Raw genomic sequence first — 23,164 nt, 5'->3', positions numbered from 1 at the left:
ACTTACGCGGCTTTTGCCGCGGCCGTCAGCGCCGCGGTGTCCTTGACGACAATCGCAAAACGATCGGCCAGTTCGGTCAGCGCCACGCGATGCACCACGCTGGCCGGAATCGTGCCGCCGAGCGGATCGGGCAGGTCGCGCGTTGCGGTGGCATTCGCAACGACGGTGGTGCGGTATTTCAGATCGAGCGCGGCGCGGGCGGTGGCGCTGACGCACATATGGGTCATGAAGCCCGCGAGGATCAGTTCGGTGCGGCCGGTGCTCTTCACCAGCGCATCGAGATCGGTGCCCGCGAACGAATTCGGCAGCGTCTTGCGCACCACGACCTCGCCTGCGGCGGGCGTCAGCAGCGGCACGATCGCGGCGGTGGGCCCGTCCTCTGCGAACAGCGGGCGGCCCGACGGCGCGTGCTGCACGATATGGAACACCGGAACGCCGCGCTCGCGTGCCAGCTTCAGCAGTTTGGCGGCCTCGACAATGGCGGCGTCGACACCGTCCAGCGGCAGGTTGCCCTTGCCCGTGTATTCAAGCTGGGCGTCGATGATGACGAGGGCGGATGTATCGAGCGCGCTCGGATGCAGCGGCGCACCGGCGATCTGGAGCAGGGATTTCGGGGCGGGAGCCATATTTTCTTGCTTTCGTTGAGTAATCCGGAACCGGGGCCGGACCATAAGGGCTGTGAATAGCCGGGACAATCCGGCTTTCATTGGGGGATGGACCCAGGAAGCCTATATTGATGGTCGGTTGCAAAGGCTGCCCGATTCCATGCGATTCACGCCCCAATTTCTCGAAGAACTGCGCGCCCGGCTTCCGGTTTCGGAAGTCGTGGGCAAGCGCGTGAAGCTGAAGCGGGCGGGCAAGGAGTACAAGGGACTCTCGCCCTTCAAGCAGGAGAAGACCCCCTCGTTCACGGTGAATGACCAGAAGGGGTTCTACCACTGCTTCGCCTCCGGCAAGCACGGCAACATCTTCGACTTCATCATGGAGACCGAAGGCCTCGGCTTCATCGAGGCGGTGGAGGTCGCGGCCTCGCAGGCCGGCATGCCGCTTCCGGCGGTGACGCCTGACGCCGCGCGTCACGAGCAGCGCCGCAAGACGCTGTACGATGTGATGGACCTCGCCGCGAAATTCTTCGCCGACACGCTGGCCTCGCGCAATGGCGCGAAAGCCCGCGGCTATCTCGGCGACCGCGCCATCTCGCCCGCGACGCAATTGCAGTTTCGTCTTGGCTATGCGCCGGGCGAACGTTTTGCGCTGAAGGAGCATCTCGGAAGGCTCGGTATTCCGGTCGAGGACATGGTCGAGGCGGGGCTTCTGATCGCGGGGGACGACATCCCGGTGCCGTACGATCGTTTCCGCGATCGCGTGATGTTTCCAATCACCGATGCGCGGGGCCGCGTCATCGCCTTCGGCGGCCGCGCGCTCGAAAAGGACGTGCCCGCGAAGTATCTGAACTCGCCGGAAACGCCGCTGTTTCACAAGGGCGACAATCTCTACAATCTCGCCACCGCACGGCAGGCTGTCCATGACGGCGCGCAGCTCATCGTTGCCGAAGGCTATGTCGACGTGATCGCGCTGGTCACCACGGGGTTTCCCGGAGCGGTCGCCCCGCTCGGCACCGCGCTGACCGAGAACCAGCTCGCGCTGCTGTGGAAGATGGCGGACGAGCCGATCCTGTGTTTCGACGGCGACAGCGCCGGCCAGCGCGCGGCATTCCGCGCGGCGGATCTGGCGTTGCCGCATCTCAAGCCGGGAAAAAGTTTGCGTGTCGCGCTGCTGCCGGAAGGACAGGACCCCGACGATCTCGCCCGCTCCGGCGGGCGCGGCGCCATCGAGGAAGTGATCGCGCAGGCCAAGCCGCTGGCGGACATCGTGTGGTCGCGCGAAATCGAAGGCGGCAACTTCGCTACGCCAGAGCGCCGCGCGGCGCTGGAAGCGCGCATTGTTGAACTCACCAACGGCATCCGCGACGAAGTCGTGCGGCGCTATTACAAGCAGGATTTTTCCGAGCGGCTGCGCAATGCGTTCGCGCCGCAAGGAAACTATCAAGGCGGGTATCAGGGCGGCGCCCGCGGCGGCGGTTTCCGGGGCCCGAACCAGGGCGGCTTTGGCGGCGAATCAGGGCGGCGTTTTCAGCCGCGCCCGCCGTTTGCGCCCGGCGGGGCCGGGCGGGGTGACGCCAGAGGTGGACTATCCACAGGTCCGCGCACCATCAACCGTTCGCCTTATCAGGTCGCGAGCCCGCAACTGGCGGGTTCCTCGATCATGCGCGGTCAGCGCAGTTCCATCTCCCGGCGGGAGGCCCTGATCCTGCAATCGCTGCTCAACCACCCCTGGCTGCTGCATGATCATCTGGAGGAAATCACCGCCCTGGAGCTGGCTCATCCCGAGGCCCACAAGCTGCGCGCCGGGATCGTGACGGCTTTTGCGAATTACGGGCCGACCAACGATCTGGAGACCGAACGGACCCGAATCCGGACCTGGCTGACGGCGAACGGATATGATGAGCAGATTCAAAGGGTTGAGCGGGCGCTGACGACCAAGAGCGTCTGGGGGGCGCAGGCCGACGCTGCGGCAGAGGACGTTCTTTCAACGTGGCATCAACTTGTTGTCTTGCATCGCCAATCCCACTCCTTACTTAGAGAACTCAAGGATGCCGAGCAGGCACTGGGGCAGGACAGCAGCGAGTCCAATGAGGCTTGGCTGCGCGATGTGAAAGCCCGGCTTGCTGACGTGGACGGCCTTGACGCGCTGATTGAGGGTTTCGGTGAATCTTCGGGCCGGTTCCAGCGCAGCGTGTGATGAAAATGATGCGGCAGGGCCCCGCCGGGGGTTTTATGTCTGCGCCAAGGCCTTAAAAAGACTCGCCAAACCGGGTTTTTACCCGCAAAAACAGGGTTAATCGTAGCTTAACGGCCTTCGGCCATACCTACATCTTCGGCCCGGGTGGTGCCCTCAAAAGCGCCGCCCTTTCCGCATCGTGCGGGTGTCAGATTCAACGCAGGCCGTGGGCCTACGTCGTGAGCGCGTTTCAGGAGCAGTGAATGGCCATCAAGGCAAAGACAGCAGCGATCAAGGACAAAGACAAGGATCAGAAGGCCGCTGACACTCCTGAGAAAGATGGTGCGGACGCTCCGTCGCCGTTGCTCGATCTGTCCGACGCCGCCGTCAAGAAGATGATCAAGCAGGCCAAGAAGCGCGGCTTCGTAACCTTCGATCAGCTCAACGAAGTGCTCCCGTCCGACACCACCTCGCCCGAACAGATCGAAGACATCATGGCGATGCTCTCCGACATGGGCATCAACGTCTCCGAGTCCGACGACGCCGCCGACGAAGACGAGGAGAAGCAGGAAGAGGCCGACGACGAGACCGATAACGAACTCGTCGAGGTCACCTCCAAGGCCGTCACCGAAACCAAGAAGTCCGAGCCGGGCGAGCGCACCGACGATCCCGTGCGCATGTATCTGCGCGAAATGGGCACCGTCGAACTGCTGTCGCGCGAGGGCGAAATCGCCATCGCCAAGCGCATCGAGGCCGGCCGCGAGGCGATGATCGCAGGCCTGTGCGAAAGCCCGCTGACCTTCCAGGCCATCATCATCTGGCGCGACGAACTCAACGAAGGAAAGATCTTCCTTCGCGACATCATCGATCTTGAAGCGACCTACGCCGGTCCCGACGCCAAGAACAACATGAACCCGGCGATGATCGCGGGTCCGACGGGTCCTGACGGTCAGCCGACCAACGCCATCATCAATGCCGACGGCACCGTGCAGGTGATCGCCGCCGCGCAGGCTGCCGCCGCGCCGGCCGCGCCGCCGTCGCCGACGCCGTTCCGTCCCGCGCCCGCGGGCGATACCGCCGCGAAGGACGCCGGCGAGACTGCCGCCGAAGCGGACATGGACGAGGATGACGAGTTCGAGAACCAGATGTCGCTCGCGGCCATCGAGGCCGAGCTGAAGCCGAAGGTGGTCGAGACCTTCGACAAGATCGCCTCCGAGTACAAGAAGCTGCGCCGCCTGCAGGAGCAGGACATCCAGAACCAGCTCCAGAACGAGACGCTCTCGCCGGCGCAGGAGCGCAAGTACAAGAAGCTGAAGGACGAAATCGTTGTCGAGGTGAAGTCGCTGCGGCTCAATCAGGCGCGCATCGATTCGCTGGTCGAGCAGCTCTACGACATCAACAAGAAGCTGGTGTCGTTTGAGGGCCGTCTGTTCCGTCTCGGCGACAGCCATGGCGTCGGCCGCGAAGACTTCCTGCGCAACTATCAGGGCTCGGAGCTCGATCCGCGCTGGCTCAACCGCGTCTCGAAGCTGGCCGCCAAGGGCTGGAAGAATTTCGTCGCGGTGGAGAAGGACCGCATCAAGGAACTGCGCCAGAGCATTCAGGAGCTGGCGGCGCTGACCGGCCTTGAGATCGGCGAATTCCGCAAGATCGTGCTCGGCGTGCAGAAGGGCGAGCGCGAGGCCCGTCAGGCCAAGAAGGAAATGGTCGAGGCCAACCTGCGCCTCGTGATTTCGATCGCCAAGAAATACACCAACCGCGGCCTGCAGTTCCTCGATCTCATTCAGGAAGGCAACATCGGCCTGATGAAGGCGGTCGACAAGTTCGAATACCGCCGCGGCTACAAGTTCTCGACCTACGCGACGTGGTGGATCCGTCAGGCCATCACCCGCTCGATCGCCGACCAGGCGCGCACCATCCGCATCCCGGTGCACATGATCGAGACGATCAACAAGATCGTGCGCACCTCGCGCCAGATGCTGAACGAGATCGGCCGCGAGCCGACCCCGGAAGAACTCGCCGAAAAGCTCGGCATGCCGCTGGAGAAGGTGCGCAAGGTTCTCAAGATCGCCAAGGAGCCGCTCTCGCTGGAAACCCCGGTGGGCGACGAGGAAGACTCACACCTCGGCGATTTCATCGAGGACAAGAACGCGGTGCTGCCGATCGACGCGGCGATCCAGTCGAACCTGCGCGAGACCACCACGCGCGTGCTCGCCTCGCTCACCCCGCGCGAGGAGCGCGTGCTGCGCATGCGCTTCGGCATCGGCATGAATACGGACCACACGCTGGAAGAAGTCGGCCAGCAGTTCTCGGTGACCCGCGAACGCATCCGTCAGATCGAGGCGAAGGCGCTGCGCAAGCTGAAGCATCCGAGCCGGTCGCGGAAGCTGCGGAGCTTCCTGGATAATTGATCTTTTACCTCGCCCCGCTCTCGCGGGGAGAGGTCGGATCGCGCAGCGATCCGGGTGAGGGGCTTCTTCTCCAGCAATCCATCGAAACAAAACGGCGGGCCGCAAGGTCCGCCGTTTTTGCCGTTCCGCGAAACCATTCGCGCGCCGCGCCGTTGTCACCTTGCAATCCTCACAGCGATGGAGACAGGCATGGCCGGACAACTCGATGGCAAACGCGTTCTCATTCTCTCGACCAACGGTTTCGAGCAATCGGAACTCGAAGTTCCGCGCGACAGGCTGAAAGCCGCGGGCGCACAGGTGGATATCGTCTCGCCGGAAAGCGGCGAAATCAAAGGCTGGGACAAGAAGGACTGGGGCCGCCCGGTCAAGGTGGACAAGCCGCTTTCGGGCGCGAAGGCCGACGATTACGACGCCATCGTGCTGCCCGGCGGGCAGATCAATCCTGATCTGTTGCGCGTCAACAAGGACGCGCTGGCGCTGATCAAGGCGTTTTACGATTCCGGCAAGACGGTCGCCGCCGTGTGCCATGCGCCGTGGCTGCTGATTGAGACCGGCATCGCCAAGGGCCGCAAGATGACGTCTTATAATTCAATCAAGACCGACGTGATCAATGCCGGCGCAAAGTGGGAAGACAGCGAAGTCGTGACCGATCAGGGCGTCATCACCTCGCGCAATCCGGGCGATCTCGAAGCCTTCTCGAAAAAGATCATCGAGGAAATTCGCGAAGGCAAGCACGAGCGCAAGGCGGCCTGACGGCCGCGGGGCCGGAGCGCGTGCCGCGCATGCGCTTCGGCAACTGAGCGCATCTCACGAAGTCGTCCCCGCGAAGGCGGGGACCCAGAATGCAAAACGGCGGGCCGCAAGGTCCGCCGCTTTTTCTTCAAACAGTTGCATAATTAGCTTGTTCATGATATGTTCTTAATAGGAATATTGTCTAAGGTGTTGTTATGCTCCTGCACACGAATCCATCATCAGAAAGTGGGGCAATGGCGCAGGTCAAATTTTTCGACGAGCGATCCGACCAGTCTGAAGTAAAGGCTCGCATCGTACAAAAGTATTTTTACGTTTGGGCGAAAGTCATTATTCCGACCGCTAAACAACGAGAAAAGAAGATTGCGTATATAGATCTGTACGCGGGGCCGGGCCGTTACAAAGATGGTGCAGCTTCAACGCCTCTTATGATTTTAGAGCGCGCGATTGAAGATCCCGATCTAAAGCAAATGCTTGTTACGTTTTTCAATGACGCTAACAAAGACCATACAAATGCTTTGCAGACGGAGATTGATAAGCTGGCAGGAATCGAGACGCTCGCTTTCAAGCCGCATATTACTTGCGGCGAAGTAGACAAGGATGCGGAAAGTTATTTCAACGAGACGCGTCTCATTCCCTCTTTCTCTTTTGTTGATCCGTTCGGTTACAAAGGTCTTTCTCTGAAAATTGTAAACGGCTTTATCAAGGATTGGGGATGCGATTGCGTCTTCTTTTTTAATTACAATAGAATCAATGCGGGCATTTCAAATCCGGCAGTGAAATCGCATATGGATGCGCTTTTCGGCGAGGCGGTCGCCGAAAAACTCCGAAAGATACTTCCAGACATGAGCCCCGAAAAACGGGAGGAAGTAATCTTGGAGGAGCTGGCGCAGGCTATTAAAGCGATGGGCGGAAAATATGTTCTCCCGTTTCGATTTAAAAATGCGAAGGGAACACGCACCTCTCACAGCTTAGTTTTCGTATCGAAACACTTTAAGGGATACGAGATTATGAAAGACATCATGGCAAAGGAAAGCTCTGTCGCGGATCAGGGCGTCCCTTCATTTACTTACTCACCCGCAGACGCGTCAACGCCGCTCCTCTTTTCATTGGCCCGGCCATTTGATGGGCTGAAAGATGAGCTTCCAAAAATGTTTGCGGGTGAAACATTGTCAATGAAAGAAATTTACGAACAGCACAGTGTCGATACGCCATTCATCAAGAAGAACTATAAAGACGCGCTTCTCGCCCTAGAAGTTGAAGGCAGAATAAAGGCTAACCCAGATAAGCGAAAAAAAGATACCTTTGCTGACCACGTCATGGTCACGTTTTCGTAGGGGAAAATAGATGGCCACAAACTCTTCAATTGAATGGACTGAAGCAACTTGGAACCCCGTTGGTGGATGCACAGTAATATCGCCAGGGTGCACGAATTGTTATGCCATGCGTCTAGCAAGCCGCTTAGAGAAAATGGGCCAAACAAAATACGCTGGTACGACTAGGATTAGCGGCGGCAGAGCAAAATGGAACGGCAAGATCGTCCTTGATAGAAAGGCGTTAGAATTGCCGCGGACTTGGAAAAAAGGAAAAGTCATTTTCGTAAATTCGATGTCAGATCTTTTTCACGAGGATGTTCCTTTCGATTTCATTCGTGAAGTTTTTAACACGATGGCCTCTACTCCACAGCATACGTATCAGGTGCTTACAAAAAGAGCTGAAAGAGTTGAGTCTCTATCTTCTAAACTGCCTTGGTCCAATAACGTCTGGCTCGGCGTCAGCGTCGAGAATAAGGAGTTTACTTGGCGTATTGATGCTTTGCGCCGTACTGGCGCAGAAATAAAGTTTTTGAGTTTGGAGCCACTTCTTGGCCCGCTCGATAACTTAAATCTCAAGGATATCGATTGGGCCATTGCGGGAGGCGAAAGTGGACCGGGCGCTCGCGCTATGAACCCAGAATGGGTCAGATCAATCAGAGATCAATGTAACGCAGCCAATGTCGCCTTCCATTTCAAGCAATGGGGTGGCGTAAATAAAAAGAAAACGGGCAGAGTTTTGGATGGCAGAACTTGGGATGAAACACCGCTTCGGAAATGGTTGTCTGAACCTCATCTAACCGTTTGAGGAGATCATCGCTTAACAAGGGCGGCATCATTGATGCCGCTCTTTTCCATTGCCTCCCACTCCAAACCCCGCTAAAACTCACTTTAGAATCATTCTAAATTGAGTTTTGGCCATGTTTCAGGGCTTCGCCGCGCGGCGGCAGTTCAGCGATCTGTCCGAGGCCGAGGTGCTGGCGCTCGCCATCTCGTCGGAAGAGGACGATGCGCGCATCTACGCGACCTATGCCGAACAGTTGCGGTCGCAGTATCCGGCGACGGCGGCGATGTTCGACGAGATGGCGGCGGAGGAAGACGGCCATCGCCAGCTGCTGATCGACCGTTTCAAGAAGCGTTTCGGCCAGGTGATCCCGCTGATCCGGCGCGAGCATGTGGCGGGTTACTATTCGCGCCGGCCGATCTGGCTGGTGGAAAATCTTGGCCTTGAGCGCATCCGCGCCGAGGCCGAGCGGATGGAGGACGACGCGGCGAATTTCTATGTCCGCGCGGCGCAGGCCTCGACCGATCCCGACACGCGCAAGCTGCTCGGCGATCTCGCCGCCGCCGAGCGTCAGCACGAACATCGCGCAGAAGAGCTTCAGGTCACGACGCTGACGGGCGGCGCGCGCGACGAGGAGGACCACAAGGCGCGGCGTCAGTTCGTGCTGACATGGGTGCAGCCGGGCCTCGCGGGCCTGATGGACGGTTCGGTGTCGACGCTGGCGCCGATCTTCGCCACGGCGTTCGCGACGCAATCGACATCGACCACATTCACCGTCGGCCTCGCGGCGTCGGTGGGGGCCGGCATTTCGATGGGATTCACCGAAGCCGCGCATGATGACGGCGTCATCTCCGGGCGCGGATCGCCGCTGAAACGGGGCCTCGCGTCGGGGCTGATGACCACGGTCGGCGGTCTCGGCCACGCGCTGCCCTATCTGATCCCGCAGTTCTGGACCGCGACGGCGATCGCGGGCATCGTCGTGTTCTGCGAGCTGTGGGCCATCGCATGGATTCAGAACCGCTATATGGAAACGCCGTTCCTGCGCGCGGCGTTTCAGGTGGTGCTCGGCGGCGCGCTGGTTCTCGCCGCCGGCATTTTCATCGGCAACGCCTAGTGGTCCGATTCTAACATTCGCATCCCATTTCAGCAGGCATTCTTGCGAATGTTAGAATCGACAGCCCACTAGCAAATATGAACTGCTAGTGGAGTTCTGGATTTGACATTCGCTTTGCAGGCTTGCTGTTGGCAGCGTAGCGAATGTCAAATCCACTCCACGAGCGGCGTTTACTTCACACCGTCCACGAACCGCTTGAACGCCTCCGCATAATCCGGATGCCAGCGCGACAGCGGCGGCCGGTTCTCGGTGATATCGCCGGCGGCCCAGAGGATGCGCTTTTCGTCGAGCGCGCGCGGCACGTCGTTGTCGGGGCAGAGAATGTAGAAATCGCCGCGCGCGAGACTCTCGATCATGAAGTCCACCGTCTGCTCCGCGGTCCACGCGCCCGCGGGCTTTTCCGTGCGCCCGCGCGAGGTGAGGCCGGTGAATACGAAGCCGGGGATCAGCAGATGCGCGCTGATCCGGCAATCCGGCGTGTTGCGCAGTTCGTGCTGCAATGCCTCGGTGAACGCCTTCACGCCGGCTTTCGCGACGTTGTAGGCCGGATCGCCCGGCGGCGTGGTGATGCCCTGCTTCGATCCGGTGTTGATGATCAGCCCCGGCCGCCTGCGCGCGATCATGCCGGGCGCGAACACCTGCGTGCCGTTGACGATGCCCCACAGGTTCACGCCGAGCACGCGCTGCCAGGCATCGAGCGGTCCGAACATCGCGCTGCCCGGCTGGATGCCGGCATTGTTCATCAGCACGTCGGTGCCGCCGAACCGCCCGAGCACGGCGGCTTCAAGTTTTTCGATCTGGTCGCGATGACTGACGTCGACCGCAAGCGACATGATGTTCTCGCTGCCGCCGGGCGCGACATAGGTCAGCAGTTCGGCTGCGCGCGACAGCCTGTCGGCGTCGTGATCGGCGATGCAGACTTTCAGACCGAGCCTGGCGAAATGGTTTGCGGCGGCAAGGCCGATGCCGGAGGCGCCGCCGGTGATGACGGCGACGGCATTCGGAGCGAGGGCGGGATGGGACACGTGGCTTCTCCGGGATTCTGCGGGCACGGGCGAGATGAAACAGCGCGGCTTTTAATTTAGATTCGTTTGTGAGCGCGATTGTGTCGCGCGCCGCATATCGGCGCAGCAAATCTATGTGAAGCGTAGCAGAGTGCGCGCATCTTGGATAATGTCGGATCGTTGTCATCAATGCGGTAGCCCGATGCCTGTCCTGCGCCTGCTTCTGATCTCGCTTCTCGCCCTCATGCCTGTTTCTGCCCGCGCGGCCAGCCGGCCGATCGACACCGCGCCGCGCATCGCGCTGTTCTCCGCCTTCGAGCCGGAATGGAAGGCGCTGCTGGCGATTGTCGAGCAGCCGGTCTCGCACAGGGAAAAGGGCGTCGATTTCGTCACCGGCCGTGTCGAGGGCCACGACGTCGTGCTCGTGCTCTCCGGCGTCTCGATGGTGAACGCCGCGATGACGGCGCAGATGGCGATCGATCGCTTCAATCTGCGCTCCATCCTGTTTTCCGGCATCGCGGGCGGGGTCGATCCCTCGCTCAACATCGGCGACGTCGTGGTGTCGCAGCAATGGGGGCAATATCTTGAAACGGTTCTCGCGCGCGAGACCCCGCAGGGCTTTCAACTGCCGTCGTGGTCGAAGCAGGAATTTCCGAACTACGGGATGATTTTCGCGCGCGGCGTGCGGGTGCCGCGCGATGGCATCGACAAGGCCGAGCGGCAGTTCTGGATTCCGGTGGATGCGAATCTGTTCAAGATCGCGCGTACCTCCACATCAGGCGTCGAACTCAAGCGTTGCATCGAGGCGGCGTGTCTGGTGCATCCGCCCAAGGTGGTGGTGGGCGGCAACGGCGTGTCCGGCACCGCCTTTGTCGACAACGCCGCGTTCCGGACCTGGGCGTTCGACACCTTCAAGGCGCAGGTGCTGGACATGGAAAGCGCCGCGGTCGCCCATGTGGCGACCACCAACGCGGTGCCGTTCCTCGGGTTCCGCTCGCTGTCGGACCTCGCCGGCGGCGGCGCTGGCGAGAACGAGATGCAGACCTTCGAGAAGCTGGCGTCGGAAAATTCCGTCGCGGTGCTGCGGGCGTTTTTGAAGGGGATGCCGAAGTAAGGGTGGACGTCCGCCGGTCGTTAAAAAGCAATCAAACTCAGGCGCGGCGGGCCGGGACAAGTCCGGCCATGATGTGTAGACTCGCGGCCATATTGAAACGGAGTTCATGATGTTCAGACTTCGCCTCGCCGTTATTGCCGCCGCGCTCTCCCTCACAGCACCCGCAAATGCCGCCCGCTGTGGCGGCGATTTTCAGACCTTCGTCGCGGCGATGTCGCAGGAGGCGGCCGCGGCGGGGATTTCGCAGAGCGTTATTTCTCAGGCGTTCGCGGGCGTGACGCAGGACCCGGCAGTGCTGTCGTTCGATCGCCGCCAGCGCGGGACCTTCAACAAGTCGTTCGAGCAATATGTTTCGACCCGTGTGGGACCGGGGCGAATCAACACCGGCAAGGCGATGCTGCAGCGTCATGCCGCGCTGCTGTCGCGCATCCAGCAGCGGTTCGGCGTGCCGCCGGAGATTGTGGTCGCGATCTGGGGTCTGGAGTCGGATTTCGGCAAGGGCGACATCGGCAAGATGCCGGTGATCCGCACGCTCACCACCATGGCGCATGATTGCCGCCGCACCGAACTGTTTCAGGGCGAACTGCTGGCGGCGCTGAAGATCGTCCAGCGCGGCGATCTGCCGCTGCGTGATCTGATCGGTGCCTATGCCGGCGAGCTCGGCCAGACCCAGTTCCTGCCTTCGTCCTACATCAAGTACGGCGTCGACTTCGACGGCAACGGCCATGTCGATCTGCGTCACAGCATTCCGGACGTGCTGGCCTCAACGGCGAACCTGCTCAAGACCGCGGGCTTCCGCGGCGGCGCCGACTATCACGAAGGCTCCGCGAATTTCGAGGCGATGCGCGAGTGGAACAGGGCGACGATCTATCGCAAGACCATCGCCTATTTCGCCGACCGCCTCGCGGGGCGGTGACCGCTGCTGTCTAGAACCCGCAGGATGTGCTGACTTTCAGCGTGAACTGGTCGATCTCGAACGCATGCTCGAGATCCTGCCCGAACAGGCCGAGCCACTTGTCCTGCGCGCGATAGGCAAGTTGTTCGCGCGCCGCCGGGCACTCGTATTTCATGCCGCCGATATTCTGAAGGTGATGCACCATTTCGTGCACCAGCACCGACAGATCCGCCGCCGTGCTGCCGGTCCATGACAAGGGGAGATAGATGGTGCGGCTGCTGTCGTCATAGATGGCGACGGTGTCGCGCGGATCTGACACAGGCGGCATGGCATTGATGTCGTGGCTCCGCTCCACGCGGAAGGCCTGATAGCGGATGGCCATGATCCTGGCCTGGGAGACGAGTTCGACTTTCGGCGGCTCGTTCAGGGGCGGGAGGTTGAAGTTGGCGGAAAGCCAGAGCGCGATGGCGGTCAACAGGGCTGTCATATCCGTGGCTCCTGTCAGGGGTAGCGACGGGCACAGACTATGTCCTGTTTCGGTGCTTCTCTGTGGCACGCTTCACGCGCGCCCGTCATCCTTACGGGGGACCTGCAGTTCCGGATGCGGTAGCTCCAAAAGAAAAAGAGCAGCACGAATGCTGCCCTTTCCTGTTCGGTACGCGGCGCTCACATCGTCTTGGCGTAGGCGACAAGCTGATCGAGCGCCGTGCCCCAGCCCGAGTGGAAACCCATCTCCTCGTGGGTCTTGCGGCCGGCTTCATCCTTGTGAATCGCACAGGCGATATATTTGGAACCGCCCTTGGCCGGCTCCATCAGGACGACGCCGGTGAAAAATCCGTCGTCGCGCGGGCGGAAGCCCGGCAGCAGCGCGTCGGTGAAGACCAGCTTGCGGTGATGCACGACCTCGAGACAGCAGCCGATGTTGTTCATGTCCTGCCCTTCGGGTGAACGCATCACGGTGCGGAAAATGCCGCCGGGGCGCAGGTCGATTTCGCAGTCCACCGTCTTCCACGGGGCGGGCGTGAACCACTGCATCAGGTGCTTGGGTTCGGTCCATGCTTTCCAGACCAGTTCGACGGGCACATCGATGTTGCGTTCGAGGATCAGGTCGAGCTTGGGGTCGATAGGGTACGCTGTCACTTTCGGTTCTCCGTGGCGTTGAGGTGTCTCAGGTAGTCGTCGAGCTGGTCGAGCCTTTTGGTCCAGAGCGTGTGCTGTGTGCCGAGCCAGTCTTGCGCCTCTTCGAGCGGTTTGGGCTTGAGCTGGCAGGTCCGTACCCGGCCGACTTTTTTCGATCTCACGAGGCCGCATTCTTCCAGCACCTTGAGATGCTGAAGAAATGTCGGCAGCGCCATGCTGAACGGCTGCGCGAGATCGCTGACGGTGGCAGGGCCGGATGTCAGTTTTGCCAGCACCGCGCGCCGGGTCGGATCGGCGAGCGCGTGAAACGTGTCGTTGAGGCGATCTTGTTGGTTAGTCATATTACTAACTATAGGGATGTTAAAAGTTAGGTCAATGCCTAAGTGTTGCGGCGCGTGGTCGCAGCCGGAGGCGTGCAGCGTTCGAGGAAATCCGTTGGAAAGAAGGGCGGCGCGAGGGCCGCCCTTCCGCTGTCAGTTCGATGGCGGCGGTGCGACCACCAGCGCCACGATCCGCCGCACCAGCGGCAGCACCGCGAGCAGGGTCGGGAATGCCACCACCCATGAGATCGCCCATGCTGCGGGCCAGGTGGCGAGGAATTCCTGTGTGAAGCCGAGACTCTTTAGCGTCGAAATGGCAGAGACGACGAAGGTCATCAGCACCGACAGCACCAGCGGCATGACGATGGATGCATAGCGCGCGGGCAATTTGCCGCGGCGTTGCGGTCGGGAAAGCGTTTTCATCAGATCACTCTTTGGAAGCGGCCGGCCGATCGCGGAAGACGGCGATGACGGTAAGACAGGCGTCCTGCGGGTCATGGCATCCCTCCGGGCCGGTCGGCCTCAGTTGAATGCGTTGCCTGACGTGAGACGCTTACGGCGCGATGAGCACGCGGCTGTCTTATCGGGATCGGTTGGAGGGTTCAAGTGCCGCCGGGGGGCGGGAAATCTCTCGAAGAAAGAGGTGCCGGGCGCCGATGCGCGGGCCTTCGGTCTGGCGGATGAGTTGACAAGCCGCCTGAACCGGCAGCTCGGGCGAAGCGACTCCGCCCGAGCCACTTCAAATTAATAAAACTACTTCTTCTTGGCCTTCTTGGCCTTCTTCACTGTCTTCTTCGCTGCCTTCTTCGCCTTCTTGGCTTTCTTCGCCATGGCATCCTCATGGGTTCGAGTTGACGTCAACGTCACGAGGCATGCTCGGCGATAGGCCAGTGCACAGCCTCAAATCCGATCCGAACCGATTCGCTGAAATTTGTCGCCTGTTTTTCAACAATGTGCCGACTTGGTGACATCGCCCGCGCTTTTTCCTGTGGATGACAGTCCGGCGTGCAGGGTTAACAACAAGCAAAGCCTTTCGTTTTGCTTTCGCGATTGCCTGTGCGTGCGCCTGATCGGCTTTCGTTTGGGCGCGCGTCCTCGTTCTTCATCAATTCACAACCACGGCGCGGTTTTACCCGATCAGGTCAGACTCCGTTAAGGCCGCCCCTGCAAGGATGCATCCGGCTTCGGGGGAGGCGGATCCTGCACTTGCGGGATGGAGGAGCAGGTTCATGCATCGGGCGGCTATCGATCAGAGAGACAGGGCACAAGACGCGGGTCACCGCGCACCCTGGGCCTGCTCATGCTGAGCGTCCCGACACTCTGGATCGTTTTCATCGTCAACTTCGTCGCCATCGGGACGGTGTGGGTCTACGTCGTCCGCAGCTATCCCAATCTCGATGCCGCGCGGTTCTGGACCGGCGGCGCGCTGGTCGCCGCGCTCGGCGCCGCTGTGGCAATGACCCGCAGCTTCATCGATCCGGAAGCCAAGACACTGCTTCTCATTCCGCTGCTGATCGGCGGCTCGATCCTGATTCTGGCGATCTGTCTGGCCTCGATGGGCATCCGGCGCTTCTACGGCGTTCCGGTGTCGTGGCGTTTCACGTTTGCAATGGTCGGGATCAATTTCTTCGGCCTGGCGTACTTCATCTGGCAGGACAACATGGCGATGCGCATCGTGATCTACTCGGCCTGTCAGGCCGTGCCGATCGCGACAACGCTGCCGCTGTTGTTGTCCCGCAAGAACGGCACCATTCATCCCGGCGCACGGATGTCAGGCTACATCGCGATCCTGATGATCGGGGTGTATGTCGCGCGCTCCATCGCGGCGCTGCTGCATGTCGGCGGCCCCATCTCGCTGATCGACTTCAACCAGTTTCAGGCGGTGCTGATCCTGGGGCTGGTGTTCCTCTCGATGATGTGGAATTTCGGCTTCCTGCTGATGGCGATCGACCGGCTGCGCGCCGAAGTCGCGGATCTGGCGCTGTTCGACGATCTCACCGGCGCCGCCAACCGCCGCCAGCTGCTGGCGCGGCTCGACGAGGAATGCGCACGCTCCGGCCGCAGCGGCGAGGTGTTCGCGCTGCTGATGATCGATCTCGACGGCTTCAAGGATATCAACGACGGCCATGGCCATGCCGCCGGCGACGAGTGCCTGCGGCTGTTCACCCGCGCCGCATGCAGCCGGCTGCGCACCGGCGATCTGCTGGCCCGGATGGGCGGCGACGAATTCTGCGTGGTGCTGCCTGCAACCACGCTGCGCGAGGGGGCGATGGTCGCCCGCCATGTGCTGGAAGCCTGCCAGGGCGAGACGGTGCAGTGGAACGGCGCGCCGCTGGCGCTGTCCGCGTCGATCGGCGTCGCGCAGTGGCGGCCCGAGATCGGCTTGCAGGCCGAGCGTCTCCTGGCCGCGGCCGACCGGGCGCTCTATACCGCCAAGAAGGACGGCAAGAACGGCTACGCGGTGTTCGACGCGACGCCGCTCGAGGCCGAGCCTGCACTGCGCAAGTCGGCCTGATCCGCTCCCAGCCTCTCAAGCATCGTTGATGCCTCACGCGGCATCTTTTCCGGCGCGCCTCATCGCAAGCTGTTAGGCTGATCGCGTCGCCCGCGAAGTGGATCGCCCCTTTGCGGCCGGACGGCAACAGGAGGACGCGATGGCCAAAGGCAAGGACAAGGGCAACAAGGAAAAGAAAAAGCCGAAGGCGGACAAGAACACGCCGAAGGGCGCCGGCTCGAGTTATCAGCAGAGCAAGGGCGGCAAGAAGTAACGCACGCCTGCTCGCGGGAGTATTGAGACAGGGCGAGCGACATCGCGCCGGGCCGGAAGGTCCGGCGTTTTTCTAGACGGCAACTCTGCCGGACAGCCACTCAGTTCAGAGAGGAATGTCATGACGCTGCCGGGATTTTTCGACGGGACCGGAATGCCGGATCCGGGCTGGTGGGAGGCACTGTGGCCTGACCCTGCCCGCGTGCTCGAACGGGTCGGACTTCGGCCCGGAATGGATGTCATCGACCTCTGCTCGGGCGACGGCTGGTTCACCCTGAAAATCGCGCAGCTCGCGCGCCACGTCACCTCGATCGATCTCGATCAGCAACTCCTGGATACGGCGCGCGTGCGCCTCAAAGAGAGCGGTGCGGCGAATTGCAGCTTCATTGCCGGCGATGCCTACGACGTCGCGGCACTGGTCCCGTCGAAGGCCGACTTCGTCTTTCTCGCCAACGCGTTTCACGGCGTGCCGGACCGGACGCGGCTGGCCCGCGCCGTCCGTGACACGCTTGCGCCGGGCGGCCAGTTTGCCATTGTGAACTGGCACGCGCGGCCGCGCGAGGAGACGACCGTTCTGGGTGAGCCGCGCGGACCGGCAACCGAACTCAGGCTGACGCCGCAGCAGACCATTCAGTCCGTCGAAGCCGCCGGGCTGAAACTCGTGAAGATGGTCGAGCTGCCGTCGTATCACTATGGCGCCGTGTTCGCGTAAAGCGGCGGCGTCAATCGAACCAGTCGGCGCGGTCGCCCGAAAACTTGCCGGGTCCGTTGGTCACCGCCTTGAACATCTCGCAGAGTTCGTACTCCAGAAATTCGTTGGCGAGGATCAGCGCGCGGATCGTTGAGCGCATGTCGCCGCCGCAGGCCGCGATGGCTTGATCGGCGGCAGCATCCAGCCGCTCGGATTCCGGCAGCGGGCCGGAGGCGAGTCTGTCCAACATGACGATGGTCCGTATTGATGAGTGGCGCGCATGTTCTCTTTTTGTTCTTTCGCCGTCAAGCAAACAATTTGCTGATTCAACACTTGTGTCGCGGCACAATGAACGCGTGAACACCTGCATCAGCACGCGCGAGACGTCCGCGAAAAAGCGCGCGCAAAAAAGCCCGGAGCAAGCTCCGGGCTTTTCGCATTCATGCGTTCGCCGTTACCAGGGATTGTAGGGATTCATGTCCACCGGATTCGGATCGTTGCGGTGGTTATGCTGATAGGCGCGGGCGCGGTAATAGCCCGGTCCGTAAACCGGCTCCGCGTAAACCGGCCCGCCATACGCATATCCCGGCTCGCTGTAATAGACCGGTCCGCCGCCGTAATAAGCGGGACCGCCATAGTAGTTGTACGAGTTGGCGGCTGCAGCGCCGGCCACAAGCGCACCGGCGGCAATGCCGAGACCGATTGCGGCGGCGTTACGTCCGCCGCGGGCTTCGGCGGCGGGAGCGGATATCACGGCGACGGTGGCGACCGTGGCCAGTGCAACTGCAATCTTTTTCATGACCTCAATCCTTTCGTGACCACGCCATCAACCGGCCAGCCTTGGGAAAGTTCCATGCGCGGCGACGGCAAGATGCCGGAAACAAGATGAACGGCGGTGGAACGAAATCCGCGCAGGCGCGGAGGTTTGTCGCACCAAACTCTCCGCGGGTGCCTGAAATGAAAAAGCCCGGAGGTTCGCTCCGGGCTCTTTCATCAGTAGTAGTGATAGTATCGGGGCCGGTAATAGCGCGGCCCGTAATAGTAACGCGGCCCGCCGTAATAGACATAAGGCCCCGGTCCATAGACATAACGCGGGCCGTAATAGCCGTAGCCCGGTCCGTAGCCATAAGGTCCGTACGCGCCATAGGCGGCTCCGGCTGCGAGTGCACCGGCGGCAAGGCCAAACCCGACGCCCGGTCCCCAGCCCCAGCCTCCGCCGCGATAGTAGCGGGCTTCGGCGGGAGCGGCGGCCAGCGTGGCACCCAGAGTGGCGACTGTCGCAAGAATGACTGCTGCTTTTCTCATGGTTCCGATCCCTTGTTGTCGCAGGTAGTTCAACGCGCGCGCCGGTAATTTGGTTGCCGGAAAAATGCGTGCTCGCGCGGAACAAAACCGCCGCCACCGTTTTGTCTTTTTTTCACGGGGCAACCAAGGGCTCGCTCATGAAGCTCATCGAGAAGATCGCGGAAGACCGCCCGCTGCGCTATGCGTTCGCCGGGCTGGCGGTTCTGCTCATGTTCGGCATGGTGATGAACTAGCGCGCGGCTTCCGCGTTAACGGTCGTCGGGATGTGATGCCGCCGGGACCACGGTCTGCGCGGCGCGTCCGGAGGAGCAACCCATGCCCTATGCACTCTTTGTCGAAGACCACCAGATCAGCCGCGCGCTGCCGACCGAGAACGATGTCTGGCATTACGCCGACGACGCCGGGCTTGTGGTCGATGCGCCGATTCAGGATTCGACCGGCAAGCCCGAGCGCGTGCTTGAGCAGGGCTACAGCATCTGCGAAGCCGAGCCGGAAGAAGCGACGCCGCTGCCGGGGCTGGAAAAGCCGAAACGCGTGGCCTGAAAAAGGGCGTGGCTTGAAATCCGCGTGGCCTGGAGCCTATCGCGGCCGGCGCCGGTTCGCGCACATTCACGAATTCCATGCCCCCAATCCCATGTCTTTAATTTCATGTCTTTCCTCATGCCGTGATGATCGGCGCATGGCGATCCGCCGCGCGGGTGTGTAGGCTGCCCGGGTTTGAAATCCGGGGCGGGCACCCATGATCCTTTTGACATGACGTTTCTGATCGTCGCTCTGTGGAGCATCATCGGCATGGCCGCCGGATCGGTGATCTTCGGCGAACTTGGCCCGCTGTTCGGCTTCCGCCATATGGAAGGCTCATCCGCCATCTTCGGCGTGTTTGTGGGCGCGCCGCTCGGGCTCGTCTGCGGCGGCGTCTTCGGCTATCGCATGTCGAAGGGCTACGGCGAGGACATCGCGAAGCGCAAACGCTTCTTTCTCATCACGCTCGGCGGCATCGCGGCGCTGATAGCGGGCGGCGTCATCTTCGAGATGATCCGCACCAGCGACTATATCGACACGCAGTATCAGGGCGCGCGGTCGCTGAGCGCGCAAATCCGCCTGCCGCCGGGCGTCGCCGCGCCGGATAAGAGCAAAAAGATCGTGATGGAGCTGCGCAGCGACAAGGAAACGCGCAAGTCGTCGCCCTACAGCGAGCCGGACTGGAAACTCACGGACGGCCGCATGCAGGCCTATTCGAGCGTCGAGATTTATCGCGCCACCGACAACCGCACGCTGGCAGTGACCATCGGCGACGGTCCGACGTATCTGTTCAAGCTGAAAGCGCCCGCGCGCCCGAAGATCTATTCCTACGAAGGCGACTGGCAGAAACCCGATGGCGTCGAAGGCGCGGCCAGCGGCGCAGGCGAGGGGATGGAGATCAGGGTGGCGATGTAAGGGGCGATGCGGCGGTCACGACGCAGAGTCGCTCATCGCGAGTGGCCGGCCTGCGGGCTTCGAAGCAGACACCGCGCTCGCCGGCATGTCGGGCAGAAACTCAAACCCCATCTGTCCGCCGTGACTCCAGATCAATCGCGACCGCCGCCGGACCGTTCCGTTCGGTGTCAGAACCAGAAAGCAGTTCTTTGACTCGATCCGCGGATCAAGGGCCCCCGAGATAGACACCTTCGCGCCCGTAGCTGAGATATCCAGAACGAGGCAGGCCGTGGAGCGCGTGCCGTCGCTTGCAACGATCCGCGACTTGAAGGCGTGGCGAAACGCCACCCGGGGTTTTGCTCTCTGTTCCTTGCTCATCGTGTCCACCACATCATCTGTTCGGGTGTCAGCCGCGACGACAGATGCAGCGCGATGAATCGCGCAAGCACGACCTTGCACCAGAAGGCGCGATGTTCATCCAACGCGCGATCCTGCATGTCCGCGGAAATGTTGGCGTATGCCGGTTCGATATCGTCCAGAGCCTCGCGCAGGGTGTTGCTGGCCCGGGTCATGGCGACCGTAAGCCGCCGGTCGAGCGACTCGATCCGGTGAAGCGGGTCGTCGGCGTGAAGCGAGCTGCGGTGGGCGGGTGTTTCCGGGAGATGTGTTGTCAATGCGGGGCTTCTTCGGGCTGGCGGAGCAACAGGTGCGATTTGTTCGAGCGATTGGCGAATGCTAACTTGGCCTGTGTTTTAGGCGTGATTCGCGAATGGTGCTTTAATCCCGTCAGTGAAAGTGCTGCTCATGTCGCGTGCGCTTTATGAGTGGTGAGTGCATTTTTTGAGTAGTTGTCCACCTCTGTTGCCTCGAACGAGAGCCTCCAAATGTCCATCGCTGGACAGATCAGTCTCCTTCAAAAATTTCCCGTTGTGTCGACGCGCAATCCGGAGGAGATGGCGCATACTCTGAAAACGGTTTACGGAGCCGTTCGCTTCGATCTGATCACGAAAACGAACTTCGAGGCGCGCGCAAATTTCGTTCAGTTGCCGACGGTTTCGCTGGGCTTCTGTGCCTATGGCTCCGAAGTCGCGGTCGATTTTCCGGAAGCTGAATATGCCAGGCAGCAGATTTCACTGAGAGGCACGGCGCTGACATCGATCGGCGGCAAGGCTGTCGAGACGGACGGCGGAAAATCCTGCATCACATCGCCCGGGCAATCGGCGACGCTTGTGTTCGGCGAAGGTTATGAACAACTCGTCCTGCGCATCAGCAAACAGGGCATGATTCAGAAACTGCGGGCCATTCTTGGTGCGGAGCCGGCCGGAGCGCTTCGGTTCGAGGAAACGTCGGCGCGAGCGTCGCCCGATACACAAAACCTGCTGAGCGCCGTGTCCTTTCTGGCGCAGCAACTGGACTCCACCTCGGCGGAATTGTCGCCTCTTGTGCAGCATGAACTCGAACAGGTCGTTGTGGTCGCGTTCCTGTGTGCGAACCGCCATACGTTCAGTCATTTGCTCGAGCGCGGGGCAAAGGATGCCGCCCCGTGGACCGTTCGTCAGGTTGAAGCCTATATCGAGGCCAACTGGGATCAGCCTGTCCGCATCGAGGATCTGTCTGCGATGACGGGTGTCGGAGCGCGCGCGATTTTTGCCGCCTTCAGCCGGAGCCGCGGCTATACGCCGATGGCGTTTGCGAAATCGGTGCGGCTGAAGCACGCGCGCGCCCAACTCTCGCGTCCCGACGAGCATACATCGGTGACGGCTGTCGCATTCAGGTGCGGCTTCTCGAACCTCGGTCATTTCGCGCGGGACTACGGCAAGGCCTTTGGCGAGCGCCCCTCCGAGACGCTTCTCCGGTCGCGGCGGTCGCAACAGTAATCCGCGGCACGGGAGCATGCGGGATCTGCCGCGCCGCCGACACGCGCACGCTGGCGATAACCATCGGCGGCGGCCTGACCTGGCTGTTCAACCTGAAAATCCCCGCGCGCCCGAAGGTCTATTCCTACGAGGGGCGACTGGCAGAAGTCCGACGGCGTCGAAGGCGCTGCGAGTGGAGTGGAGTGGAGATCAAGGTGGCGATGTGAGGGGTAAACTAACAGAGTACTAGTAAAAGTTGCGACCTATAACTTCCTTTTATTGACCTGCGTGTGTTGCCTAGAAGATAGCCGCATTTTTCTCTTTGCTCCGTTTAGACGAAAATAAAATTGAGGCGGATGAAAATCCGTTACTAGCTCGCGGATTTCAGCCAACGAGAGCGAATTTTTCATCACCATTACGTCTCTAAGAACTATGGCATGGGCAAATTCTCGATCTTCGAAATATGAATCAAACTCATCCTTAGAAAGACCTGTTCGACTTCCCCAAGTTTTCCATATCGATGCTGGTGTTGCGGAGTCGATCCGCGCAATGCTGGCGTACCCTTTTATCGCTCCCGCGGGCGTCGTTGCGTAAATCCAAATCCGCGTTCCTGGGTTAACGTTTGGTCGCCGCCGCCTCAATTCAACGGTTTTAAGTCCGTCAAACACTTGATTGGCGTACTTTGGTTTCAACGAGATAAGTATGTCAGTGCCCTTGGTCATTTTGAGAAGCCAGCATCCACAATTGCTTTTAAATGAGGCGCTGAGACAGGGGTAGCTGAAATGAAATTTGTTCGTGTATCACAACCGATTTCACGAAGCTTTTTCAGCTTTACGGGGGTTTGCAACGGGACAAGGTTGTCGAAGGTTGTCGCCAATACTCGCTGTGCGCTTGTAATAGCGCCAATATCTTCGACGACGGCCCCGCGTCCTAGCTTCTCGGGTATGTTGCCAACCGGCACAGTTGTGACATCCACGATTCGACCCAGCGCTACGATAGCTCCACGGCCACCCTTCTTTCCGTTTTCATAAAATGCGATTACGGCTCCCCGAATCATAGCACGCGCGGCGTTGGTAGTGTTGAAGTAAGTGCGGCGACTCATGAAGGTTGCTTCGGGGACATCCAGCAACGAGTATTGCTGGTCTGTTCCCAAGAGGTCAGCAGCGTAGCTACGACTTATTGGGACAATCACAGCTTTGCGATTCGAGAATGCGAATATTGTCGGCGATAGAAATGTTTCCAATTCTGATGGAGAGATTGCTGGCTCTTCACCACGCGAGTTGATCATCTTCACTTTTGTCGAGTCGTATGTTGGGCAGGCTTGTTGCAATTTTATACCCGTCTGATCTGCCCCCTTTGAAGTGGTCCTCCCTGAAGTATGATTTTCGGATGGAGGATAAGATCAATGGCAAGGAAGAGGCATACGGCTGAAGAGATCGTTGCGAAGCTGCGGCAGGTTGATGTGCTGATGGCACAGGGCCGGCAGGTAGCAGACGCAGTCCG

At 60.7% G+C, this 23,164-nt stretch carries 26 protein-coding genes; 13 read left to right on the top strand and 13 right to left on the bottom strand.

What is annotated here, in order from left to right:
- Window positions 1-2: 2 nt before the first annotated feature.
- Window positions 3-626 carry a cysteine hydrolase family protein gene (locus I554_RS0122120; RefSeq protein ID WP_024574354.1) on the bottom strand — a complete coding sequence of 208 codons (624 nt, stop codon included), beginning with the start codon at window positions 624-626 and terminating at the stop codon, window positions 3-5.
- Between the two features lie 139 nt (window positions 627-765).
- Here I554_RS0122120 and dnaG point away from each other — a divergent pair, with 139 nt between their 5' ends.
- The 6 genes from dnaG to mbfA all read left to right on the top strand — a co-directional run bounded on the left by dnaG (window position 766) and on the right by mbfA (window position 9,153).
- Window positions 766-2,802 (top strand): DNA primase, encoded by a 2,037-nt coding sequence (dnaG, locus tag I554_RS0122115; RefSeq protein ID WP_024574355.1) that lies wholly within the window; start codon window positions 766-768, stop codon window positions 2,800-2,802.
- A gap of 242 nt (window positions 2,803-3,044) precedes the next feature.
- Window positions 3,045-5,192, top strand: coding sequence for an RNA polymerase sigma factor RpoD (rpoD, locus tag I554_RS0122110; protein WP_024574356.1), 2,148 nt, complete (start codon window positions 3,045-3,047; stop codon window positions 5,190-5,192).
- Window positions 5,193-5,381: 189 nt separating this feature from the next.
- Window positions 5,382-5,945 (top strand): type 1 glutamine amidotransferase domain-containing protein, encoded by a 564-nt coding sequence (locus I554_RS0122105; RefSeq protein ID WP_024574357.1) that lies wholly within the window; start codon window positions 5,382-5,384, stop codon window positions 5,943-5,945.
- Between the two features lie 233 nt (window positions 5,946-6,178).
- The gene (locus tag I554_RS0122095) at window positions 6,179-7,279 is read left to right on the top strand and encodes a three-Cys-motif partner protein TcmP (RefSeq protein ID WP_024574358.1); all 1,101 of its coding nucleotides are present in this window, start codon (window positions 6,179-6,181) and stop codon (window positions 7,277-7,279) included.
- A 10-nt stretch (window positions 7,280-7,289) separates the two neighbouring features.
- Window positions 7,290-8,063, top strand: coding sequence for a phage Gp37/Gp68 family protein (locus I554_RS26590; RefSeq protein WP_081710845.1), 774 nt, complete (start codon window positions 7,290-7,292; stop codon window positions 8,061-8,063).
- Window positions 8,064-8,175: 112 nt separating this feature from the next.
- Window positions 8,176-9,153 (top strand): iron exporter MbfA, encoded by a 978-nt coding sequence (mbfA, locus tag I554_RS0122090; RefSeq protein ID WP_024574359.1) that lies wholly within the window; start codon window positions 8,176-8,178, stop codon window positions 9,151-9,153.
- A 170-nt stretch (window positions 9,154-9,323) separates the two neighbouring features.
- On the opposite strand, the gene I554_RS0122085 is transcribed toward mbfA, so the two are convergent.
- The gene (locus tag I554_RS0122085) at window positions 9,324-10,178 is read right to left on the bottom strand and encodes an SDR family NAD(P)-dependent oxidoreductase (protein WP_024574360.1); all 855 of its coding nucleotides are present in this window, start codon (window positions 10,176-10,178) and stop codon (window positions 9,324-9,326) included.
- Between the two features lie 181 nt (window positions 10,179-10,359).
- Between I554_RS0122085 and I554_RS0122080 the strand changes: the two genes are divergently transcribed.
- Both I554_RS0122080 and I554_RS0122075 read left to right on the top strand, forming a co-directional pair.
- On the top strand, window positions 10,360-11,271 hold the full coding sequence (locus I554_RS0122080; RefSeq protein WP_024574361.1) for a 5'-methylthioadenosine/S-adenosylhomocysteine nucleosidase: 912 nt from the start codon (window positions 10,360-10,362) through the stop codon (window positions 11,269-11,271).
- Between the two features lie 109 nt (window positions 11,272-11,380).
- Complete coding sequence (locus I554_RS0122075) at window positions 11,381-12,187, top strand: lytic murein transglycosylase (protein WP_024574362.1); 807 nt, start codon at window positions 11,381-11,383, stop codon at window positions 12,185-12,187.
- Between the two features lie 10 nt (window positions 12,188-12,197).
- Here I554_RS0122075 and I554_RS0122070 read toward each other — a convergent pair whose 3' ends face one another.
- From I554_RS0122070 to I554_RS0122055, 4 genes are all read right to left on the bottom strand, one after another.
- Complete coding sequence (locus tag I554_RS0122070) at window positions 12,198-12,653, bottom strand: DUF6647 family protein (protein ID WP_024574363.1); 456 nt, start codon at window positions 12,651-12,653, stop codon at window positions 12,198-12,200.
- A 179-nt stretch (window positions 12,654-12,832) separates the two neighbouring features.
- A complete protein-coding gene (locus tag I554_RS0122065) occupies window positions 12,833-13,306 on the bottom strand; it encodes an SRPBCC family protein (protein WP_024574364.1) in 474 nt (157 codons plus the stop codon).
- Window positions 13,303-13,647, bottom strand: a complete 345-nt coding sequence (locus I554_RS0122060) for a metalloregulator ArsR/SmtB family transcription factor (RefSeq protein WP_024574365.1) — start codon at window positions 13,645-13,647, stop codon at window positions 13,303-13,305. The genes I554_RS0122065 and I554_RS0122060 overlap by 4 nt, the downstream gene beginning before the upstream one ends.
- Before the next feature lie 132 nt (window positions 13,648-13,779).
- A complete protein-coding gene (locus I554_RS0122055; RefSeq protein WP_024574366.1) occupies window positions 13,780-14,049 on the bottom strand; it encodes a DUF2798 domain-containing protein in 270 nt (89 codons plus the stop codon).
- Window positions 14,050-14,926: 877 nt separating this feature from the next.
- Between I554_RS0122055 and I554_RS0122045 the strand changes: the two genes are divergently transcribed.
- Both I554_RS0122045 and I554_RS0122035 read left to right on the top strand, forming a co-directional pair.
- Complete coding sequence (locus tag I554_RS0122045) at window positions 14,927-16,141, top strand: GGDEF domain-containing protein (protein WP_024574367.1); 1,215 nt, start codon at window positions 14,927-14,929, stop codon at window positions 16,139-16,141.
- Window positions 16,142-16,514: 373 nt separating this feature from the next.
- On the top strand, window positions 16,515-17,105 hold the full coding sequence (locus I554_RS0122035) for a class I SAM-dependent methyltransferase (protein WP_024574368.1): 591 nt from the start codon (window positions 16,515-16,517) through the stop codon (window positions 17,103-17,105).
- A 10-nt stretch (window positions 17,106-17,115) separates the two neighbouring features.
- Here I554_RS0122035 and I554_RS0122030 read toward each other — a convergent pair whose 3' ends face one another.
- From I554_RS0122030 to I554_RS0122020, 3 genes are all read right to left on the bottom strand, one after another.
- Window positions 17,116-17,334: a hypothetical protein gene (locus I554_RS0122030; protein WP_024574369.1), complete on the bottom strand. Its 219-nt coding sequence runs from the start codon at window positions 17,332-17,334 to the stop codon at window positions 17,116-17,118.
- A gap of 204 nt (window positions 17,335-17,538) precedes the next feature.
- Window positions 17,539-17,883: a hypothetical protein gene (locus I554_RS0122025; RefSeq protein ID WP_024574370.1), complete on the bottom strand. Its 345-nt coding sequence runs from the start codon at window positions 17,881-17,883 to the stop codon at window positions 17,539-17,541.
- Between the two features lie 194 nt (window positions 17,884-18,077).
- Window positions 18,078-18,389, bottom strand: coding sequence for a hypothetical protein (locus I554_RS0122020; RefSeq protein ID WP_024574371.1), 312 nt, complete (start codon window positions 18,387-18,389; stop codon window positions 18,078-18,080).
- 315 nt (window positions 18,390-18,704) lie between these two features.
- Between I554_RS0122020 and I554_RS0122010 the strand changes: the two genes are divergently transcribed.
- Window positions 18,705-18,932: a hypothetical protein gene (locus tag I554_RS0122010; protein WP_024574372.1), complete on the top strand. Its 228-nt coding sequence runs from the start codon at window positions 18,705-18,707 to the stop codon at window positions 18,930-18,932.
- Window positions 18,933-19,142: 210 nt separating this feature from the next.
- A complete protein-coding gene (locus tag I554_RS0122005; RefSeq protein WP_024574373.1) occupies window positions 19,143-19,826 on the top strand; it encodes a hypothetical protein in 684 nt (227 codons plus the stop codon).
- A 15-nt stretch (window positions 19,827-19,841) separates the two neighbouring features.
- Here I554_RS0122005 and I554_RS25795 read toward each other — a convergent pair whose 3' ends face one another.
- Window positions 19,842-20,183: a PilZ domain-containing protein gene (locus I554_RS25795; protein ID WP_024574374.1), complete on the bottom strand. Its 342-nt coding sequence runs from the start codon at window positions 20,181-20,183 to the stop codon at window positions 19,842-19,844.
- Window positions 20,180-20,479 (bottom strand): hypothetical protein, encoded by a 300-nt coding sequence (locus I554_RS0121995; RefSeq protein WP_024574375.1) that lies wholly within the window; start codon window positions 20,477-20,479, stop codon window positions 20,180-20,182. Before I554_RS0121995 ends, I554_RS25795 begins: the two co-directional genes overlap by 4 nt.
- A 210-nt stretch (window positions 20,480-20,689) precedes the next feature.
- Between I554_RS0121995 and I554_RS0121990 the strand changes: the two genes are divergently transcribed.
- Complete coding sequence (locus I554_RS0121990) at window positions 20,690-21,682, top strand: AraC family transcriptional regulator (RefSeq protein WP_024574376.1); 993 nt, start codon at window positions 20,690-20,692, stop codon at window positions 21,680-21,682.
- Between the two features lie 242 nt (window positions 21,683-21,924).
- On the opposite strand, the gene I554_RS26585 is transcribed toward I554_RS0121990, so the two are convergent.
- A complete protein-coding gene (locus I554_RS26585; protein ID WP_081710844.1) occupies window positions 21,925-22,383 on the bottom strand; it encodes an ASCH domain-containing protein in 459 nt (152 codons plus the stop codon).
- Window positions 22,380-22,955, bottom strand: coding sequence for a hypothetical protein (locus I554_RS27405; RefSeq protein ID WP_152527634.1), 576 nt, complete (start codon window positions 22,953-22,955; stop codon window positions 22,380-22,382). Before I554_RS27405 ends, I554_RS26585 begins: the two co-directional genes overlap by 4 nt.
- Window positions 22,956-23,164: the final 209 nt, after the last annotated feature.

Origin of the sequence: Afipia sp. OHSU_II-C1, assembly GCF_000497575.1 — a bacterium.
Taxonomy (GTDB): Bacteria; Pseudomonadota; Alphaproteobacteria; order Rhizobiales; family Xanthobacteraceae; genus Afipia.
This window is presented reverse-complemented; position numbering and strand designations above follow the sequence as displayed.

Excerpts from the sequence above, each read along its gene's own strand:
- I554_RS0122120 (WP_024574354.1), bottom strand. The coding sequence starts at position 626 with ATGGCTCCCGCCCCGAAATCCCTGCTCCAGATCGCCGGTGCGCCGCTG.
- dnaG (WP_024574355.1), top strand. The coding sequence starts at position 766 with ATGCGATTCACGCCCCAATTTCTCGAAGAACTGCGCGCCCGGCTTCCG.
- rpoD (WP_024574356.1), top strand. The coding sequence starts at position 3,045 with ATGGCCATCAAGGCAAAGACAGCAGCGATCAAGGACAAAGACAAGGAT.
- I554_RS0122105 (WP_024574357.1), top strand. The coding sequence starts at position 5,382 with ATGGCCGGACAACTCGATGGCAAACGCGTTCTCATTCTCTCGACCAAC.
- I554_RS0122095 (WP_024574358.1), top strand. The coding sequence starts at position 6,179 with ATGGCGCAGGTCAAATTTTTCGACGAGCGATCCGACCAGTCTGAAGTA.
- I554_RS26590 (WP_081710845.1), top strand. The coding sequence starts at position 7,290 with ATGGCCACAAACTCTTCAATTGAATGGACTGAAGCAACTTGGAACCCC.
- mbfA (WP_024574359.1), top strand. The coding sequence starts at position 8,176 with ATGTTTCAGGGCTTCGCCGCGCGGCGGCAGTTCAGCGATCTGTCCGAG.
- I554_RS0122080 (WP_024574361.1), top strand. The coding sequence starts at position 10,360 with ATGCCTGTCCTGCGCCTGCTTCTGATCTCGCTTCTCGCCCTCATGCCT.
- I554_RS0122075 (WP_024574362.1), top strand. The coding sequence starts at position 11,381 with ATGTTCAGACTTCGCCTCGCCGTTATTGCCGCCGCGCTCTCCCTCACA.
- I554_RS0122070 (WP_024574363.1), bottom strand. The coding sequence starts at position 12,653 with ATGACAGCCCTGTTGACCGCCATCGCGCTCTGGCTTTCCGCCAACTTC.
- I554_RS0122060 (WP_024574365.1), bottom strand. The coding sequence starts at position 13,647 with ATGACTAACCAACAAGATCGCCTCAACGACACGTTTCACGCGCTCGCC.
- I554_RS0122055 (WP_024574366.1), bottom strand. The coding sequence starts at position 14,049 with ATGAAAACGCTTTCCCGACCGCAACGCCGCGGCAAATTGCCCGCGCGC.
- I554_RS0122045 (WP_024574367.1), top strand. The coding sequence starts at position 14,927 with ATGCTGAGCGTCCCGACACTCTGGATCGTTTTCATCGTCAACTTCGTC.
- I554_RS0122035 (WP_024574368.1), top strand. The coding sequence starts at position 16,515 with ATGACGCTGCCGGGATTTTTCGACGGGACCGGAATGCCGGATCCGGGC.
- I554_RS0122030 (WP_024574369.1), bottom strand. The coding sequence starts at position 17,334 with ATGTTGGACAGACTCGCCTCCGGCCCGCTGCCGGAATCCGAGCGGCTG.
- I554_RS0122025 (WP_024574370.1), bottom strand. The coding sequence starts at position 17,883 with ATGAAAAAGATTGCAGTTGCACTGGCCACGGTCGCCACCGTCGCCGTG.
- I554_RS0122020 (WP_024574371.1), bottom strand. The coding sequence starts at position 18,389 with ATGAGAAAAGCAGCAGTCATTCTTGCGACAGTCGCCACTCTGGGTGCC.
- I554_RS0122010 (WP_024574372.1), top strand. The coding sequence starts at position 18,705 with ATGCCCTATGCACTCTTTGTCGAAGACCACCAGATCAGCCGCGCGCTG.
- I554_RS0122005 (WP_024574373.1), top strand. The coding sequence starts at position 19,143 with ATGACGTTTCTGATCGTCGCTCTGTGGAGCATCATCGGCATGGCCGCC.
- I554_RS25795 (WP_024574374.1), bottom strand. The coding sequence starts at position 20,183 with ATGAGCAAGGAACAGAGAGCAAAACCCCGGGTGGCGTTTCGCCACGCC.
- I554_RS0121990 (WP_024574376.1), top strand. The coding sequence starts at position 20,690 with ATGTCCATCGCTGGACAGATCAGTCTCCTTCAAAAATTTCCCGTTGTG.
- I554_RS26585 (WP_081710844.1), bottom strand. The coding sequence starts at position 22,383 with ATGACCAAGGGCACTGACATACTTATCTCGTTGAAACCAAAGTACGCC.